The organism is Haloplanus aerogenes, assembly GCF_003856835.1.
Classification (GTDB): Archaea; Halobacteriota; Halobacteria; order Halobacteriales; family Haloferacaceae; genus Haloplanus; species Haloplanus aerogenes.
The window spans coordinates 3,264,749-3,283,579 of sequence record NZ_CP034145.1 but is presented as its reverse complement, the minus strand read 5'-3'; the positions used below and the strand labels follow the sequence as shown (position 1 = coordinate 3,283,579).

Below are 18,831 nucleotides of genomic sequence, written 5' to 3'. Positions count from 1 at the left end.
TCGAAAATACCGTATCAGCGGTTCATCGACGCGGCGGACGACTGGATCACCGGCCGCCCGGGCACCGTCATCCTCGCGTTCGTTCTCGTGACCGCCGTCTTCGCCGCCGGGCTCCCCGCCGTCTCGACCGAATCCGGCACCGAGTCGTTCGCCGAAGACGTTCCCGAGGAGGCGGCGCTGGAAGCCGTCAACGAGCAGTTCTCCGCCCCGTTCGCGGCCGACGAGGGAAGTACACAGCTCATCCAGCGCGGCGAGAACGTCCTCTCGAAGCGGGGGCTCCTTCGGATGCTCACGGTTCAGGAACGGCTGGCCGACGATCCGGGGATGCGCGTCATCCGAACCGAGAGCGCTGCCCGACTCGTCGCCCGGGAACTCGACCCGTCCGCGTCGACCCTCGAAGAAGAAATCGACGCCGTCGAGCGCGCGACGCCCGGCCAGATACGGATCGCCGTCCGCACGCTCGCGGCGGGAGACCCGCGCTTTGCCGCCCTGTTGAGCGACGACTTCAATCCGACCGCCGCCTCCGCCTCGGCGACCATCGGTATCGTCACGCACGAGGTCCCCGCCGGCATCGACGCCGAGACGGGACAGGGGAGCGCCAGCCCGCTCGAATCGATTCAGGTCGAGGCACGGTATATCGCCGACGCCGCCGGGGGCGACGTTATCGTCTTTGGGTCGGGAATCATCGCCGTCGAGTTCGGAACGGTCATCGGCGACTCTCTGCTCATCGTCGTCCCCGCGGCGGTCATTCTCATCGCCCTCTTTCTCGCGATCGCCTACCGTGACCTCGTCGACCTGCTCCTCGGACTGACCGGTCTCGGCATGACCATCGTGTGGACGTTCGGATTCATGGGCTTCGCCGGCATTGCCTTCTCACAGATCCTCATCGCCGTCCCGCCGCTGTTGTTGGCGGTGGGCATCGACTTCGGCATCCACGCGATCAACCGCTACCGGGAGGAACGGCTCACGGAGGCCGATCCCGAGCGGGCGATGCGGACCGCGACCGATCAGCTTCTCGTGGCGTTTTTCATCGTCACCGCGACGACGGTCATCGGATTCTCCTCCAATCTGGTGAGCGGCCTGCTCCCCATCCGGGAGTTCGGCCTCGTCGCGGCGGTCGGCATCATCTTTACCTTCTTCGTCTTTGGCGTCTTCCTGCCGGCACTCAAACTCTACACCGACGCCCTCCGCGACCGGTATCCGATCCCGACGTTTTCGCAGACACCGATCGGATCGGAGGGGTCGCGGCTCGGCGGTCTCCTCTCCGTCGGCGTGATCGTCGCCAGGCGCATCCCGGTCGTCTTCCTCCTCGTCGCCTTGGTCGCCTCCGGCGGCGCCGGCTACTACGCCGCCGGTATCGACACGACGTTCTCGCAGGAGCAGTTCCTCCCACCCGAGGAGACTGCCGACTTCTACGACGTGCTTCCCGAACCGTTCCGACCCGGCGACTACACCATCACGGCCACGATCAACTACCTCGAAGACACCTTCGAGTCAAGCGAGGACGACGAGGTGGTCGTCTACGTCGAGGCGCCGATGGAACGAAACACTGCGCTGGAGTCGATGTGGCGGGCAGGCGACAATCCCCCTGATACGTTCGTGCGGGACGGACGGCACGCCAGAGAGACCTCGATCGTGACGATCGTCCGGACCTACCAAGAACAGGACCCCGAGTTCGCCGCGCTCGTGGCCCGGAACGATCGGAACGCGAACGGCATCCCCGACCGGAATCTCGACGAGGTGTACGACTACCTGTTTGCCTCGCCCGCCCGGGATCGGACGCTGGAGTACCTCACCGAGGACCGCCGAAGCGCCCGCGTGGTGTACGCGGTGAAGGGTGATCGAACCGACGCCGAGGTTACGGCAGACGCACGGGCGGTCGCGGACCGGTACCGGGCAGGCGCGACGGCGACCGGCAACATCGTCGTGTTCAAGGCCATCTCGGATATCATCTTCGCGTCCGCCATCGTCAGCCTCGCACTGGCGCTCGCAGGCACCGCCGTCTTCCTGCTGTTCGTCTACTGGGTGCTGGAGGGACGGGCGTCGCTCGGCCTCGCCAACCTCGCCCCCATCATCGTCACGGTCGCCTTCGTCGGCGGATCGATGCGTTATCTCGGCTTCTCGCTCAACGCTTTCACCGCGACCGTCCTCGCCATGACGATCGGCCTCGGCATCGACTACTCGGTCCACCTCACCCACCGCTACATCGACGAGCGACGCCTCCAGCCGACGGTCTTCGACGCCCTCTCCCGGAGCGTCTACGGCACCGGTGGCGCGCTCCTCGGGAGCGTCCTCACGACGGTCTTCGGGATCGGCGTCCTCGTCCTCTCGGTGTTTCCCGCCATCGGCGACTTCGGGATGCTCACCGCGCTCTCGGTCGTCTACGCCTTCCTGAGTTCGCTTCTGGTGTTGCCCGCGGCGCTCGTCGTCTGGGAGCGCCTTTTCGGCGAGTTGCAGCCGCCGCCGGTCACGAACGGCGACGCGGGGACGACGAACAGTTAACTACGTAGCACGTCTGGGTGGGTGCATGCCCGACCCACACGTCGCGGCCGTCGGCACCTCGCCGTTCGGCCGCACCGAACTGACCGGGCGGGACCTCTTCAGCGCCGCCGTCGCCGAGGCGTTCGAGGGCGGTCCCGATCCGGCCGAAGTGGTCGACGCGATGTACGTCGGCAACCAGTCGGAGTCCTACGAGCACCAGATCATGTACGGAACGCTCCTCGCGGAGTGGTGCGGGTTGCGTCACGTCCCCTCCGAACGGGTCGAGGGCTGTGCCGCCGCGGGAGCGCTGGCCCTCCGCCACGCCGTCGAGGACGTACGGAGCGGCCGCCGGGACGCGGTTCTCGCCTGTGGCGTCGAGAAGATGACCGCGGGCGGCACCGCAGGGGCGACAAACGCGCTGTCGGCGGCGTTCGACCGCGCGCTCGAACAGCGCTCCGGCGTCACGGCGCCGAGCCAGTACGCCCTCCTCGCCCAGCGATACCTCCACGACACCGACGCGACGGAGCGTGACCTCGCCCGTATCGCGGTCAAGAACCACGCGAACGCCGCCGCCAACCCACGGGCGCAGTTCCAGCGGGAGACGGACGTGGAGACGGTACTCGACTCCGACTACGTTTCCCCGCCGCTGAAACTGTTCGACTGTGCGCCCGTCACCGACGGCGCGGCCGTGGTGCTCGTGGCGAACGCGGACGTGGCGGCGCGGTTCGACGACGGCGACGACCGCCCGCCGGTCCGGGTCGCCGGCGTCGGCGCCGGTGCGAACAACATCGGCGTCGCGGACCGGAACCTCACGTTCGTCGAGGGTGCCCACGAGGCGGCGACCGAAGCGTACGACGAGGCGGGCGTCGAGGCGGCGGACGTCGATATCGCCGAGGTCCACGACGCCTTCACGATCAGTGAGGCACTCCTCGCCGAGGCCGCCGGACTCGCACCCCGTGGGCGGGGATACGAGAGCGCACTCCCGCCTGCCGAGCGCAGCGACGGCTGGACCGACACGCACCTGAGCACGAGTGGGGGGCTGAAGGCCCGCGGCCACCCCATCGGCGCCACCGGCCTCGCGCAGGCCGTCGAAGCGTACGAACAACTGACCGGGACGGCGACACCCGAGCGACAGGTCGCGGACGCGACGACCGCGCTGCTGATCAACGAAGGTGGCGTCGCAGACGCCGTCACCGTCGCCCACGTTCTCACCACATGACCGACCACGACCACTCCACGACCGCACCGCTCGCACCCGACGAGGTGACGCCAGACAGTCCCTTCACCCTCCCCGGTTTCTTCTCGGCGCTCGATTCCGGCGACCTGCTCGCCGCCGTCTGCGAGGACTGCGGGAAGCGGCTGGTCCCGCCCCGCCCGGCCTGTTACGCCTGCGGCGGCCGGAACCTGCACGTCGAATCACAGCCGAAAACGGGGACCGTCGTCTCCTACACCGAAGTTCGGACGCCGCCCTCCGCACTCGAAGGCCGGGCGCCGTACACTGTCGCCATCGTCGAACTCGATTCGGGCGCCCGGCTGACTGGGCGCCTCACCGTCCCGTACGCGAACGCCGCCATCGACATGCCGGTGCGCTTGACCGCCCGGGCTCTCGACGAGGACGAACGGGAACTGGCGCTGGCGCACGAACTCGAGTGGCCGATCCACGAGTTCGAGCCGAATCGAGGGGACTAGTCGGTCGCTACCACCGGCACCTCGCGGTCGAGAGTGCGTGTGCGTTCGCGACCTCGCTCGGACTCCCGTCGGTCCCGCGGTTCCCAGTCTAGGCCCGACAGGTACTCGAAACACCGGTGCTCTTGCTCGGCCTGTTCGTCGCCGGTCACGTGACGGTGCAACTGGGGTGGCTCCAGCGACGGCCGGGCGTGTACGTGGCGCTGTTGAACGCCGCACAGCCGGAACCGGAGACGGTGTCGACGCGGCACGGCGGGTACGGGTCGCGGTCGGAGTCGTGAGTCGCGGGACAGCGAGATACTAAGACGACTGGTGACCTACAGGTAGCGGTGGTCTCAATCGATGTCGTCCGTCGGTGGAGCGACACGGTGCCATCGCTGGAGTGATCCATGAACCCGCAAACCGCACTCGTGTTCCTGCAATCGCTGCTTCGATCCATCGGCTATCTCCTCGGTGGCCGCATCCGATTTCCGCAGCAGCGTCTGGGGTACGTCCTCGAACTGCCGGACGGAGACCGCTTCGTCCTCTACCGTGAAACGACGCTCCAGCCGGCTGTCGCGGACGCACGTGACGACGGCGTCGTCCTCGTCTTTCACCTGCACGGTGCCGACAGGACCACGAGCGAGACGCTTCGCAGCGTGCTATTCGACCCGCTCGCGAACGTCGCCACCCCGTTTTTCGCCGGCATGCCCGGCTTCCGACGAAAACTCTGGTTGGCCGGGACGCAGGAGGGCGAATTTCTCGAGTTGTACGAGTGGGCGACCACCGACGACGCGAAGCGGTTCGTCGACGTGCTGCAATCGCTTCTCGACCCCCTCGATTCCCTCGGCGCGGCGACATTCGAAATCGTCGAAGACGACACCGTCGACGAGTACGTTGCCACCCGGCTACTGTCGTGGGGCGACGAGCGAGGCGACTCGCAACCGACCCGACGGCGGTGGCGACGGCCCGCCGTGATCGGCATCCTCCTCCTGATCGTCGGGTACCTCGCGTGGCGGGGTCGTTCGCACGCCGAGCGGGGTCGACGTGAACGGCGGTGAGAGATAGGCTTAGCACGGTTGCGACCGTATCGCCGTGTATGTCCGTTCGGGAGTGGCTCCGACGCGTCGACTGGCTGTGGATGATCATCGGGGGCTTCTACCTCGTCGCCTATCTGTTCTGGTACATCCCCGCCCTCAAAGCCCTCCCCGAGAGCATTCGGGAGCCGCCCGCCCCGTATCCGTGGCACTGGACGCTCGATTTCGCCGCAACCGGCATCGCCGGGGGCGTTCTTCTGTTTCTCGGCTTCAGCCGAGCGACCGAGTCGACGGCCTCCGGAGACGGTGCCGACCAGTAGCCCCTGCCAGCGCGCTCTCGACGGACGTGTCGCCGTCCGGGAAATCAGGCCCACGACGAAGTATTATTATCTCGCTGACGAATAGGGGTGCATGTACGACGAACAGTTGCGCCGGCTCAATCGGTGGATCGGCACCGTCTTACGGGGGGCTGCGTCGGCTCTGGAACTCCTAGCCGACCTCGTCTCGGGCACCGAGGACGTGGAACTCCATACGGTCGTGACGTTTCGGGCAATCGTCGACGCGGTGGTACCGGAGACGCCGGAACTCGATCCCGAACTCGGTCCTGCACACGTCCCCGGCGGCCTGGCGATCGGTCTCGAAGATTTCGTCGTCACGTACGTCGACGACGGATTTCAATTCGGCTTGCCGTATCTCGGTCCCCGAGGGAACATCCCGCTCGCCGATCCGATCGCACAGATTCTCGACATCGCGGCGCTGACTCTCCTCGATCAGGGGGACGCCACCGGCGAACTCGACGACGACCGCCCAGTCTCGTTGCTGGCTCCCGGCGAGGCGTCTCCCCGAGCGGTTCGGACGGCGGCCGGCCCCTTCTCGAAACTATCCCGGCGGGATCGACTCCGGGCCATCGGGCTTCTCGACGAACTCGAACTCGAACTCTCGCAGTTCGAAGGCGAACTGTTCGAGTTCGACGGGGGACTCGTCGGCCAACTCGTCGTCGGATTCACCGAGATGATCTACTACAGCGAGTGGCAGGGATACGACGAGTTCACCCAGCCGCCGAGCGAACGCGTCCATCCGAACGATCCGGCGGCGGTTCAAAGCTGGCGACAGACGGGATACCCGGGATTCAGCGACGGATACGCGGCGCTCAGGGGATACCTCGGTGACGACGACGGACCACTCGGTGCGGGCGATGTCTGGACGACCATCGACGACGATCAGGAGTCGCCGGTTCGGATCGTCCGTGAGCCCGGATCGTTCCGCGAGAACGATTACGAGACGAGCGACTACGAGGAGCCCTTCCCGGAGTGACGATGGTCGCAGACGACTACGACGTGATCGTCGTGGGTGCGGGCGGCGACGGTCCCGTCGCGGCCTGGAAACTGGCCGATGCAGGGCTGTCGGTGCTCGTTCTCGAAGCCGGCCCGTTCTACGGGAACGAGAAGTGGCCGAAACCCAGCGAGGAGCCGGGCGGTGCGGTTTCGTCCAGCGTTGCGGATCTGAGCGGCGAGTTGCTCGACGAGCAGTTCACGACGCGGGAGTTCGAGATGGTGAACAAGTTGCTCTTCGGTCCGGCCGATCACGAGCGGGGGTTCTGGTTCCGGAAGTTCCCCGGCGACGGGGCGATCCTCCAGTGTGCGGGCGTCGGCGGGACGACGCTCCACTACACCGGCTGTCACCCCCGTGCCTACCCGGCGTCGATCGACGAGCAGGGTCACTGGCCCATCGACTACGCCGACCTGCTTCCGTACTACTGGGAAATCGAGACGATGTGTGAGGTGACGCCCGCGCCCGTCACCGCGAAAGAGGAACTGTTTTTCCGTGGGGCGGCGGCGGCAGGATGGCCACTCCTCCACGACCACAACGTCACCGAACCCGGTTACAGACCACAACCCAACGCGATCCGACAGCCCGACCCGAAACTCCACGTTGACGCGGGGTACGACGGCGACTTCACCTACCCCGAGGTGCAGGGTGACACGCTCGCCCTCGGCAACATCGCGGGCAATCCTCACCCTCGGGGTGCGCCCTACGAGGAGAAGGCGAAGCGGTCGAGCAACGTCAGTTTCGTGCCCGCAGCCCTCGCGACGGGCAACGTCTCGATTCGACCCAATGCGTTCGTCACCGACATCCGGACGGAGACGCCGCTCGGAGACACGCCCAGCGTGACCGGCGTCAGATTCCGGGACACGTGGTCGGGGCGAACCGAACGCGTGGACGCCGAGGTGGTGATTCTCGCGGCAGGCGCCATCGAGACGCCGCGCCTCTGGCTGAACGCCGACCTGCCGCGAAACGAGTGGGTGGGGCGGGGTCTGACCATCCACTTCGGGGACAACGTGATGGGGCTGTGGAAAGCGGACGACCTCGAAGAGCGCCTCGGGAAGGGAACGGTCGATCAACACGAAGGCCAGGACATCGCCGCCAGGTTCGACTATCCGGGGCTGGGGATGTTGCAGACGGTCGGCACCACGCCCGGTGTCGGCGCGATTCTGGGCTTCGGCGCCAGCGCGTCGGGGTTCACGTTCCAGAACGACCCCACAGACGCGCCCTGGGACACGATGGGACGACTCGCCGGGCCGGAGCTCAAACGGCTGCTCGCGGGCTATCCCCGGATGCTGCAGATCCTCGTCGTGAGCGACGACCGTCCGCACCGACGAAACGGCGTCACCGTGACGCCAGGGCTGGCGGACGAACACGGACCCATCCCCGTCGTGAACTACGAACCGAGCGAGGGCGACCAGAAGCGACGTGACGAACTCGCGACCATCGCGGCCGACATCCTCCGCGAAGCGGGTGCCTCACACGTCCACCGGTCGGATTCGCCACCGACCGCCCTGCACGTTCACAGTACGATGCGGATGGGCGAGGTGCTGGACGAGGCGTGCGAAGCCCACGATGTTGACCGCCTGTTCGTCGCCGACCACTCCGCCCTCTCGAACGGTGTCGGCGGCGCGAACCCTACCAACACGGGGCAGGCCCTCGCTGCTCGGACGGCGGATAAGATCCTCGAACGGTACTTCTGAGGGGGGCGTCGCTCTGCGGTTGGTTGAGTGAGGAGGGTGCGGGATTTGAACCACGGTCGTTCCGCTTCGCTGCACTCCCTGGTTCAAATCGCGAGAACCGTCTTCCTGATTCGACCACTCGCTCGTCGCGACGCTCCTCGCTCGTGAGTTGGAATCAGGAAGAACGCCCGGGGTGGGATTTGAACCCGCGTCACGACCGTGACAGGGTCGTATGATGGGCCACTACACCATCCGGGCACTCGTCACGCCCACAACTCAAACGTCACAGCCTCACGCGGCCATTTCCACCAGCACTCGCCTCATACTATTAGTCAGAGGCTTAAAAGAACCCACGTCACAACCTCAGCGTAACCGCTCCTAAACTGTGTCCAACTCCCGCCGTTGCCCGCTCGGTACGGTCCTACGGGACGACGAGGGTGACGACGTTCCCGCGTTGGTCCGCGTCCTCGAACCGGATCGTCCCGCCGGCTCGCCTGACAGTGCGACTGGCGAGCCACAGACCCATGCCGCTACTGTGGAGGAGCGCGTCGATTTCCGTCTCTTCGGCGATCACCTGTCGCTCCACCGCCGGAATCTCCGGCCCGTCGTCCGTGACGCTGATTTCGACCACTTCGTCTCGGGACCGGGCGCTGATCGTGACCGTCGGTGTCTCCCGATCTGTGTGGATGATGGCGTTCTCGACGATTTCGGTGATCGCCTGCCGAAGCTCCGGAATCGTCGTGAGTTCGAGCTCCGGGGGCACGTCGACGGTGACCTCCGCGTGCGGGTACTGCGCCGTCAGGCGCTCGACGACGTCGTCGACCACCTCGTCGAGCTGGAGCGGCGTCTCGGTCGACGGCTCCAGCAGGAGCTGCACTATCTCGCGTTGCTTGTCGGCCTGCATGAGCAACCGGTCGCTCGCCTCCTCGATTCGGGTCACCATCGCCTCGATGTCGGCGTCGTCCGTCTTCGTTCGCACCGTCTCGGCGGTGCCAGAGACGACGTTCAGCTCGTTGCGGATGTTGTGCCGGAGGATGCGAGCGAGCACCTGTAACTGCTCGATGCTCGTGTGCAGATCACTCTCTAGGCGCTCCTCGTACGCCTTCTGTTCGGTGATGTCGTCGTGAATCGCGACGAAGCCCGCTATCTTGCCGTCTTCCGTGAGGATGGGTGCTGTCGTTTGGTAGATAACGAACCGCTCGCCGTTCTTGCGCTCGTTGACGATTTCACCCTCCCAGATGTCTCCCGCGAGGATGGTCTCCCACAGCTCCTCGTAGAACGCGTCGTCGTGTTCGCCGGACTTGAGGAGGCGCGGGGTCCGGCCGATGGCCTCGCTTGCGTCGTAGCCCGTCATGTCCTCCCACGCGGTGTTTGCGTACTGGATCATGCCGTCCCGATCCGTGATCAGGATCGCGTGTCCGGAGTGGTCGGCGGCCTTCTTGAACTTGCGCGCCTCGGCCTCCCGCTGGGCGAGGGTACGATAGAGCGCCCGCTGTGGGTTTTTGATCCCGGTTTTCACGACGCCGAGGTAGATCAGGTAAAACGAGCCGAGCTTGAGGAAGTGGCCGGCGGCGTTCGAGAGGCCGTAGACGTCGACGTAGAACGTGAACGCGAGTTCGGACAGCATCGTCAGGAGTAGCGAGGCGGCGAGCAACCGGAAGACGCGTTCGTCGAACGTCTCCTGCTGGCGGGTCACGACTGCGAGGCCGACCCCGAACAGGCCGACGATAACATACTCGCTGACGACCTTGAACCGGGTCAGCCCGCTCCCCAGGACGTACGCCCGCGGGAACCAGTCGACGACGAATATCGACCCGAGACCGAGCGCCACGACCACCGCGAAGCCCGTGATGAGCATCCCGAGGTTCCGGCCGTTCCACTCGATGTTCAGGCGGTCGCGCTCGCTGACCACCACCCCGGCGACGCCCGCACCGAGCACCGAGGCGGCTTCGAGCGACCGACCGAGGAGCCACAACTGCGTCGGGAGGTTCGCGCTGGCGTTCGGGAAGACACCCATGCCCCTGTACGCGAGCGTGTGTAACAGGTCGAGGCCGCCGACGAACAAGTAGCTGATCCCGAGGACGACGATGAACGGGTGTTCCAGCTCTTCACGGGCGTTCCACGTGATGATGAAGACGCCGAAGGCGACCAGGATGCTGAAGATCTCGACGATGCTGTGAAACAGCAGGAAGTTTCGGGTCTGGACGACATAGAGCGCAGCGAGTCCACTCACGGACACCGCGAGAGCGGCGGTGTGTCCGTACCAGTCGGACGATCTGCCGACGGATGACACTCGTACCCACGGGTTTCGGTATCGGGACATAAGACCATTGGTTCGGTTCAGTGTCCAGACAGAATCCGCTCGTTCGCTCCTCGTTCGTAGTCGGCGTCGGCAAAAGGACGCCCGGAGCGGGATTTGAACCACGGTCGTTCCGCTTCGCTGCACTCCCTGATTCAAATCCCGAGAGTCGCCTTCCTGATTCGGTCACTCGCTCCTCGTTACACTCGTCGCTCGTGAGTTGGAATCAGGAAGAACGCCCGGAGCGGGATTTGAACCCGCGTCACGACCGTGACAGGGTCGTATGATGGGCCACTACACCATCCGGGCTTTCGCATCTAATCCGAGCGGGGACTGGGAAATAAGACTTGCCATATCGACCCGCTGTGAGATGCGGTATCGCGGCGCGTCGCCGAAACGGCTTTGTACTGGGAGAGTCCATGGCAATCCGTACCGAGCGTGGTCCGCCGGCGCCCGCCGGCGGGTCGATTAGCTTCGCTTCGCGTTTCTTTGGCAAGCGTTAAATGGGTAGGTCTACAAAGGCGCCGTAGTATCTCGTGATAACTTCTCCACCCACTCACCCATGGTAGACGTAAGCCAACACAAACTGGTTCCGGAGCATACAGTCCTCGACGACCCTGACCGCGTCGACGAGGTACTCGCGGAGTACAACGTGAGCAAGACCAACTTGCCGAAAATAAAGAAGAGCGATCCGGCGTTGCCCGAGGATGCCGAGATTGGCGACGTGATCGAGATCGTTCGCGACTCTCGTACCACTGACCAAGCAACCGTATACCGACTGGTGGTCGAATGAATCGACAGAGCCGACGCACGATTTCACGAGAGTACTTCTCACAGGAACGGCTCGCCGAACACCACTTCCGCTCGTTCAACGCCTTCCTCGACCGGGGGATGCAGGAAGTCGTCGACGAGAAAGAGCGGATCGAGACTGACATCGGTGACAAGGAAGGCCAGGAGCCGGTCTTCGTCGAACTCGGCGACGTGCGCGTGGAGACGCCCCGAGTGCGCGAGGCCGACGGGAGCGAGGAACTCCTCTATCCGCAGGAGGCCCGCCTGCGCAACATCACGTACGCCGCGCCGGTCTTCATGGAGATGGCCATCGTCCGCGGCGGCGAGGAAGAGGAGGAAGTCGTCGTCGACTCCACCGAGACGAAGGTCGGCCGGATGCCGATCATGGTCGGGTCGCGGCGCTGTAACATCGCGGATCTCACGCGCGAGGAACTGATCGACATCGGTGAGGACCCCGTCGATCCGGGTGGCTACTTCATCGTCAACGGCTCCGAGCGGGTGCTGATGACGAGCGAGGACCTCGCCCCGAACAAGATTCTCGCGGAGTACGACACCAAGTACGGCGACGAGATTCAGGTCGCCAAGACGTTCAGCCAGCGCCGGGGCTACCGTGCGCTGGTCCTCTGTGAGCGCAACCGCGAGGGGATTCTGGAAGTATCGTTCCCCTCCGTCTCCGGGAGCGTCGACTTCGTGACGCTGGTGCGGGCGCTGGGGCTGGAGTCGGACGAGGAGATCGTCCACCGCGTCAGCGACGACCCCGAGATCGTGAAGTTCATGCTGGAGAACCTGGAGATGGCCGAGGTCCAGAGCGAGGAGGAGGCCATCGAGACGCTCGGCAAGCGGGTCGCCGGTGGTCAGGGGAAAAACTACCAGCTGAAACGCGCCAACTACGTCATCGACCGCTACCTGCTCCCGCATCTCCACGAGGAGGGCGTCGACGAGGAGGAGGTTCGGATCAACAAGGCGTACTACCTCTGCCGGATGGCGGAGGCGTGTTTCGAACTCGCGCTGGACCGCCGCGAGGCCGACGACAAGGACCACTACGCGAACAAGCGCCTGAAGGTGAGCGGCGACCTGATGCGCGACCTGTTCCGGACGGCCCTGAACAAGCTGGCCCGTGACGTGAAGTACCAGCTCGAACGCGCGAACATGCGCAACCGGCAGCTGACGGTCAACACCGTCGTCCGGTCGGACGTGCTGACCGAGCGGCTGGAACACCCCATCGCGACGGGGAACTGGGTGGGCGGCCGCTCCGGCGTCTCCCAGCTCGTCGACCGCACGGACTACATGGGCGTGCTGTCGCACCTGCGGCGCCTGCGGAGCCCGCTCTCGCGCTCGCAGCCCCACTTCGAGGCGCGTGACCTGCACGCGACCCAGTGGGGTCGCATCTGTCCCTCCGAGACGCCGGAAGGACCGAACTGTGGGCTGGTGAAGAACTTCGCGCAGGCGATGGAGCTCTCCCAGAACGTGGAGGACGAACAGGAACTCAAACGCGAACTGGCGTCGATGGGGGTCGAGGGCATCCCCGGAATCGAAGGCGTCGACTCGATGGCGGATTAACATGGCTCAGGCACGCGAGGCGAAAGTATACGTCAACGGCAGTCTGGTCGGAACGCATCCCGACCCCGAACAGCTCGCACAACAGATCCGCGAAGCGCGCCGGCGCGGCGACGTCAGCGACATGGTCAACGTCTCCATCAAGGAGCGCACGCGCGAGGTCATCATCAACGCGGACGCGGGCCGGGCCCGCCGTCCGCTGATCGTCGTCGAGGACGGCGAACCCCTCCTCTCGGACGAGGAAATCGAAGCGGTGGAGAACGACGAGCTGAGTTTCGAACAGCTCGTCGACCGCGGCTACATCGAGTTCATCGACGCCGAGGAGGAGGAGGACATCTACGTCGCCGTCGACGAGGACGAACTCAACGACCGACACACCCACCTCGAAATCGACCCGCAGCTCATCTTCGGTATCGGCGCCGGGATGATCCCCTACCCCGAACACAACGCATCGCCGCGGATTACGATGGGTGCGGGGATGATGAAGCAGTCGCTCGGGCTTCCGGCCGCCAACTACCGGATTCGCCCGGACACGCGCCAGCACCTCATGCACTACCCGCAGCTGGCCATGGTCAAGACCCAGACCACGGAACAGATCGGGTTCGACGAGCGGCCGGCGGCGCAGAACTTCGTCGTCGCCGTCATGTCCTACGAGGGGTTCAACATCGAGGACGCGCTCGTCATGAACAAGGGCTCGGTCGACCGTGCGCTCGCCCGCTCGCACTTCTTCCGGACCTACGAGGGCGAGGAACGGCGCTACCCCGGCGGTCAGGAGGACCGCTTCGAGGTGCCGAGTCAGGACGTGCGCGGCGCTCGCGGCGAGGACGCCTACACGCATCTGGACGAGGACGGCCTCGTCAACCCCGAGACGCAGGTCGACGAGAACTCCGTCCTGCTGGGGAAGACGAGTCCGCCGCGCTTCTTGGAGGAACCGGACGACATGGGTGGCCTGTCGCCCCAGAAGCGCCGGGAGACGAGCGTTACGATGCGCTCGGGTGAGGACGGTGTCGTCGACACGGTCACGCTGATGGAAGGCGAGGACGGCTCGAAGCTCTCGAAGGTCTCGGTGCGGGACGAGCGCATTCCCGAACTCGGGGACAAGTTCGCGTCCCGCCACGGCCAGAAGGGGGTCATCGGCCACCTCGCGCCGCAGGAGGACATGCCCTTCACGCAGGAGGGTGTCGTCCCCGACCTGGTCCTCAACCCGCACGCCCTCCCGTCGCGGATGACGGTCGGCCACGTGCTGGAGATGCTGGGCGGCAAGGTCGGCTCGCTTGAAGGCCGCCGCGTCGACGGCACGGCCTTCCAGGGCGAGGACGAGTCGGAGCTTCGGGGCGCGCTGGAGGAGCACGGCTTCGAGTCCTCCGGCAAGGAAGTGATGTACTCCGGCGTGACGGGGGAGAAGATCGAGGCCGAGATTTTCGTCGGCACCATCTTCTACCACAAGCTGTACCACATGGTGAGCAACAAGCTGCACGCCCGCTCTCGCGGGCCGGTGCAGGTGCTCACCCGCCAGCCCACCGAGGGTCGCGCCCGTGAGGGTGGCCTGCGCGTGGGCGAGATGGAGCGTGAGGTGCTGATCGGTCACGGGGCGGCGATGGCGCTCAAGGAGCGCCTGCTCGACTCCTCGGACCGCGAGAACGTCTACATCAGCGCCGACACGGGCATGGTCGCCGTCGAGGACGTGGATCAGCGTCGGGTGTACGACCCCGTCACCGGCGACGAGGACGACATCCACGAGATCGAGGTGAGCTACGCGTTCAAGCTCCTCCTCGACGAGATGATCGCGCTCGGCATTCGACCGCGGCTGGAACTCGAGGACGCAGTATAACAATGTCAATGCAGACACCAAAGGAGATCGGCGGCATTCAGTTCGGGCTGATGGACCCGGAGACGTATCGCGACATGTCCGCGACGAAGGTCATCACGGCGGACACCTACGACGACGACGGTTACCCCATCGACATGGGGCTGATGGACCCGCGCTTGGGCGTCATCGACCCGGGGCTGGAGTGTCGGACCTGCGGGCAACACTCGGGCTCGTGTAACGGCCACTTCGGCCACATCGAACTCGCGGCCCCCGTCATCCACGTCGGATTCACGAAGCTCATTCGGCGGCTCCTGCGCTCGACGTGTCGGGAGTGCGGGCGACTCGCGCTCACCGAGGAGGAACGCGAGGAGTACGAGGAGAACCTCGTCCGCGCGAAGGAACTCGGCGAGGACCCCAACGACGTGCTGAAGTCGGCGGTCCGGCAGGCGCGCAAGCAGAGCTACTGCCCGTTCCCGGACTGCGACGGCGTGATGCACGACATCAAACACGAGAAGCCGACCACCTACTACGAGGTGCAGGACGTACTCGCCGGGGACTACTCGGAGCGTATCGCCGAGGCGATGCAGCCCGACCCCGACGACGAGGACGACGAGGGGACGAGTCCGCGGGAACTCGCTGAAGGTCTCGGCATCGACTTGGAGCGCGTCAACGACATCATGGCGGGCGAGTTCCGCCCGAAGAGCGACACGCGGAAGAAACTGGAGAAGGCGCTCGGCGTCGATCTGACCGAGGAGGACATGAACAAGCTGATGCCCTCCGACATTCGGGACTGGTTCGAGGACATTCCGGACGAGGACATCCAGGTGCTCGGCATCGACCCCGGCCGCTCGCGGCCGGAGTGGATGATCCTCACCGTGCTCCCCGTGCCGCCGGTGACGGCCCGACCGTCGATCACGCTCGACAACGGGCAGCGGAGCGAGGACGACCTCACGCACAAGCTGGTGGACATCATCCGCATCAACCAGCGGTTCATGGAGAACCGCGAGGCGGGTGCCCCGCAACTCATCATCGAAGACTTGTGGGAACTGCTCCAGTACCACGTCACCACCTTCATCGACAACGAAATTTCGGGGACGCCGCCGGCCCGACACCGCTCCGGTCGGCCGCTGAAGACGCTCAGCCAGCGCCTCAAGGGCAAGGAGGGTCGCTTCCGCGGCTCCCTCTCCGGGAAGCGCGTCAACTTCTCGGCCCGGACGGTCATCAGCCCGGACCCCACGCTCAGTCTGAACGAGGTCGGGGTACCGGAACGGGTCGCCACGGAGATGACCCAGACGCTGAACGTCACGGAGCGCAACGTCGAGCAGGCGCGACAGTACGTCGCCAACGGCCCCGAAGGGCACCCGGGCGCCAACTACGTCCGCCGACCCGACGGCCGGCGGCTGAAAGTGACCGAGAAGAACTGCGAGGAACTCTCCACGAAAGTCGAGGAAGGGTGGGAGGTCAACCGCCACCTCGTCGACGGCGACATCGTGATCTTCAACCGGCAGCCGTCGCTCCACCGGATGTCGATCATGGCCCACGAGGTGGTCGTGATGCCGTACAAGACGTTCCGGCTGAACACGACGGTCTGTCCGCCGTACAACGCCGACTTCGACGGCGACGAGATGAACATGCACGCCCTCCAGAACGAGGAGGCGCGGGCGGAGGCGCGCGTCCTGATGCGCGTGCAGGAACAGATTCTCAGCCCCCGGTTCGGCGAGAACATCATCGGGGCGATTCAGGACCACATCAGCGGGACCTACCTGCTCACCCACGAGAATCCGCACTTCTCGGAGACGCAGGCGCTCGACCTGCTCCGCGCGACGAGCGTCGACGAACTGCCCGAGCCGGACGGCGAGGAGGACGGCGAGCCCTACTGGTCGGGCCGCACCGTCTTCTCCGAACTCCTGCCCGACGACCTGAACCTCGAATTCACGTCGTCGGCGGGTGACACGGTCGTCATCGAGGACGGCCAGCTCGTCTCTGGCACCATCGACGAGGACGCAGTCGGCGCGTTCGGCGGCGAAATCGTCGACACGCTGACGAAGGTGTACTCGGAGACGCGCGCTCGCGTGTTCATCAACGAGGTGGCCGCGCTGGCGATGCGCGCGATCATGCACTTCGGGTTCTCGCTCGGCATCGACGACGAGTCTATCCCGGAGGAGGCGAACGAAATGGTCGACGAGGCCATCGACAACGCCTACGAGCGCATCGAGGATCTCATCGAGACCTACGAGGCGGGCGAACTCGAATCCCTCCCCGGACGCACTATCGACGAGACGCTGGAGATGAAGATCATGCAGACGCTCGGCAAGGCCCGCGACAGCGCGGGTGAGATCGCCGAGGATCACTTCGACGAGGACAACCCGGCGGTCATCATGGCCCGTTCGGGCGCCCGTGGGTCGATGCTCAACCTGACCCAGATGGCCGGCTGTGTGGGGCAGCAGGCAGTCCGTGGCGAGCGGATCAACCGCGGCTACGAGGACCGCACCCTCAGCCACTACGAGCCGAACGACCTCTCCGCCGAGGCGCACGGCTTCGTCGAGAACTCCTACCGTGGCGGGCTGACGCCGCGGGAGTTCTTCTTCCACGCGATGGGTGGCCGCGAGGGGCTGGTCGACACGGCCGTCCGGACCTCGAAGTCCGGATACCTCCAGCGCCGCCTCATCAACGCACTGTCCGAACTGGAGTCGCAGTACGACGGCACCGTCCGCGACACCTCCGACACCATCGTCCAGTTCGAGTTCGGTGAGGACGGCACCAGTCCGGTGAAGGTGTCCTCCACCGACGAGAACCCCATCGACGTCGAGGGGATCGCGGATCGCGTCATCGAGGCGGAGTTCGACTCCGACGCGGAGAAGGAACGCTTCCTCGGCGAGCGCGAACCGCCGACGAACCTCTCGGAGTACGCCGGTCCCGGCCTGAACAAGGCGCAGGGCATGGAGGTGGAGTCCGATGACTGAGAGCGAGTACGAACACGTCACGGACGACATCGAGGCGGTCGTCGAGGACACGGAACTGCCGCGGCGGCTCAAGACTCAGATCTACGAGACCGTCGAGGACCGTGGTCCGATCACCGTCGAGCAGGCGAACGAAATCGCGCAGGCGACCGAGTCGCGCTACATCGATACGCGGGTCGATCCGCTCGACCCCGTCGGCACCGTCTCCGCGCAGTCCATCGGCGAACCGGGAACGCAGATGACGATGAACACGTTCCACTACGCGGGGGTCGCGGAGATCGACGTGACACAGGGGCTGCCGCGCCTCATCGAACTCGTCGACGCGCGGAAGACGCCCGACACGCCGATGATGACGGTGTATCTCGACGAGGAGTACGCGACCGACCGCGAGCGCGCCCACGAGGTCGTGTGGGCCATCGAGTCCACCAAGATCCTCTCGCTGGGTGACGTGTCGACGAACGTCGCGGACATGCTGGTGCAGGTCGATCTGAACGACGAGACGCTGCTGGAACGGTGGCCGACCGTCGACGACGTGAACGAAATCGCGGCGGAGATCGCCGAGACCATCGAAGACGCACTGGGCATCCAGACCCGACGCGAGGGGACGCTCATCGAGTTCGGCCCCTCGGAACCCAGCTACCGCGAACTCCTCCAGTTGGTCGAGGAACTTCGCGACGTGGTGTTCAAGGGGATCGAGGAGGTCTCCCGGGTCGTCATCCGGAAGGAGACGCTCGACGACGGCGAGGAGTTCGTCCTCTACACCGAAGGATCGGCCTTCGGCGACGTGATCGAGATCGAGGGCGTCGACGCCTCGCGGACGACGTGTAACAACATCCACGAGATCTACCGCAACCTCGGCGTCGAAGCCGCCCGCGAAGCCATCATCAACGAGACGATGGACACGCTGGAAGAGCAGGGTCTCGACGACGTGAACGTCCGCCACCTGATGCTGGTCGCGGACATCATGACCAACCGCGGCACCATCGAGTCCATCGGCCGCCACGGCATCTCGGGGTCGAAGGAGTCGGTGCTCGCCCGCGCCGCGTTCGAGGTGACGGTCAACCACCTGCTCGACGCGGCGATCCACGGCGAACGCGACCGGCTGGACGGCGTCATCGAGAACGTCATCGTCGGCAAGCCCGTCGCCATCGGCACCGGCGACGTGGACCTCCGGATGGGCTCTTTCAGTCCTGACACGACCCAGCCGTCCGACGACTAGTGATGAGCA

General features: G+C 65.6%; 14 protein-coding genes and 2 tRNA genes. 13 read left to right on the top strand and 3 right to left on the bottom strand.

Annotation, left to right across the window (positions count from 1 at the left end):
• Positions 1-6: 6 nt before the first annotated feature.
• The 8 genes from DU502_RS16815 (at position 7) to DU502_RS16785 (ending at position 8,209) form a co-directional block, all read left to right on the top strand.
• A complete protein-coding gene (locus DU502_RS16815) occupies positions 7-2,502 on the top strand; it encodes an efflux RND transporter permease subunit (protein WP_121921851.1) in 2,496 nt (831 codons plus the stop codon).
• A gap of 25 nt (positions 2,503-2,527) precedes the next feature.
• Positions 2,528-3,700 (top strand): thiolase C-terminal domain-containing protein, encoded by a 1,173-nt coding sequence (locus DU502_RS16810; RefSeq protein WP_121921806.1) that lies wholly within the window; start codon positions 2,528-2,530, stop codon positions 3,698-3,700.
• Positions 3,697-4,170 carry a Zn-ribbon domain-containing OB-fold protein gene (locus tag DU502_RS16805; RefSeq protein ID WP_121921805.1) on the top strand — a complete coding sequence of 158 codons (474 nt, stop codon included), beginning with the start codon at positions 3,697-3,699 and terminating at the stop codon, positions 4,168-4,170. The genes DU502_RS16810 and DU502_RS16805 overlap by 4 nt, the downstream gene beginning before the upstream one ends.
• Before the next feature lie 116 nt (positions 4,171-4,286).
• Positions 4,287-4,448, top strand: a complete 162-nt coding sequence (locus tag DU502_RS18460; protein ID WP_158601202.1) for a hypothetical protein — start codon at positions 4,287-4,289, stop codon at positions 4,446-4,448.
• Positions 4,449-4,556: 108 nt separating this feature from the next.
• On the top strand, positions 4,557-5,207 hold the full coding sequence (locus DU502_RS16800; RefSeq protein ID WP_121921804.1) for a hypothetical protein: 651 nt from the start codon (positions 4,557-4,559) through the stop codon (positions 5,205-5,207).
• Positions 5,208-5,245: 38 nt separating this feature from the next.
• A complete protein-coding gene (locus tag DU502_RS16795; RefSeq protein ID WP_121921803.1) occupies positions 5,246-5,503 on the top strand; it encodes a hypothetical protein in 258 nt (85 codons plus the stop codon).
• 91 nt (positions 5,504-5,594) lie between these two features.
• Positions 5,595-6,497, top strand: a complete 903-nt coding sequence (locus DU502_RS16790; protein WP_121921802.1) for a hypothetical protein — start codon at positions 5,595-5,597, stop codon at positions 6,495-6,497.
• Between the two features lie 2 nt (positions 6,498-6,499).
• Positions 6,500-8,209 (top strand): GMC oxidoreductase, encoded by a 1,710-nt coding sequence (locus DU502_RS16785; RefSeq protein ID WP_121921801.1) that lies wholly within the window; start codon positions 6,500-6,502, stop codon positions 8,207-8,209.
• Positions 8,210-8,373: 164 nt separating this feature from the next.
• Here the strand turns inward: DU502_RS16785 and DU502_RS16780 are convergent.
• The 3 genes from DU502_RS16780 to DU502_RS16770 all read right to left on the bottom strand — a co-directional run bounded on the left by DU502_RS16780 (position 8,374) and on the right by DU502_RS16770 (position 10,796).
• Positions 8,374-8,446, bottom strand: a tRNA-Asp gene (locus DU502_RS16780).
• Positions 8,447-8,609: 163 nt separating this feature from the next.
• Complete coding sequence (locus tag DU502_RS16775; protein ID WP_199722765.1) at positions 8,610-10,421, bottom strand: MASE3 domain-containing protein; 1,812 nt, start codon at positions 10,419-10,421, stop codon at positions 8,610-8,612.
• 302 nt (positions 10,422-10,723) lie between these two features.
• Positions 10,724-10,796 (bottom strand) — tRNA-Asp (locus tag DU502_RS16770).
• A gap of 253 nt (positions 10,797-11,049) precedes the next feature.
• On the opposite strand from DU502_RS16770, the gene DU502_RS16765 reads away from it, so the two are divergent.
• The 5 genes from DU502_RS16765 to rpoA2 are packed head-to-tail and all read left to right on the top strand — an operon-like array spanning position 11,050 to position 18,822.
• Positions 11,050-11,280: a DNA-directed RNA polymerase subunit H gene (locus tag DU502_RS16765; RefSeq protein ID WP_121921799.1), complete on the top strand. Its 231-nt coding sequence runs from the start codon at positions 11,050-11,052 to the stop codon at positions 11,278-11,280.
• On the top strand, positions 11,277-12,836 hold the full coding sequence (locus DU502_RS16760) for a DNA-directed RNA polymerase subunit B'' (RefSeq protein ID WP_121921798.1): 1,560 nt from the start codon (positions 11,277-11,279) through the stop codon (positions 12,834-12,836). Before DU502_RS16765 ends, DU502_RS16760 begins: the two co-directional genes overlap by 4 nt.
• A 1-nt stretch (position 12,837) precedes the next feature.
• Positions 12,838-14,664, top strand: coding sequence for a DNA-directed RNA polymerase subunit B (gene rpoB / locus DU502_RS16755; protein ID WP_121921797.1), 1,827 nt, complete (start codon positions 12,838-12,840; stop codon positions 14,662-14,664).
• An 8-nt stretch (positions 14,665-14,672) separates the two neighbouring features.
• Positions 14,673-17,606 (top strand): DNA-directed RNA polymerase subunit A', encoded by a 2,934-nt coding sequence (locus tag DU502_RS16750; protein ID WP_121921796.1) that lies wholly within the window; start codon positions 14,673-14,675, stop codon positions 17,604-17,606.
• Entirely contained in the window at positions 17,599-18,822 is a 1,224-nt protein-coding gene (gene rpoA2, locus DU502_RS16745; RefSeq protein WP_121921795.1) for a DNA-directed RNA polymerase subunit A'', read from the top strand. The genes DU502_RS16750 and rpoA2 overlap by 8 nt, the downstream gene beginning before the upstream one ends.
• The last annotated feature ends 9 nt before the right edge of the window (positions 18,823-18,831 follow it).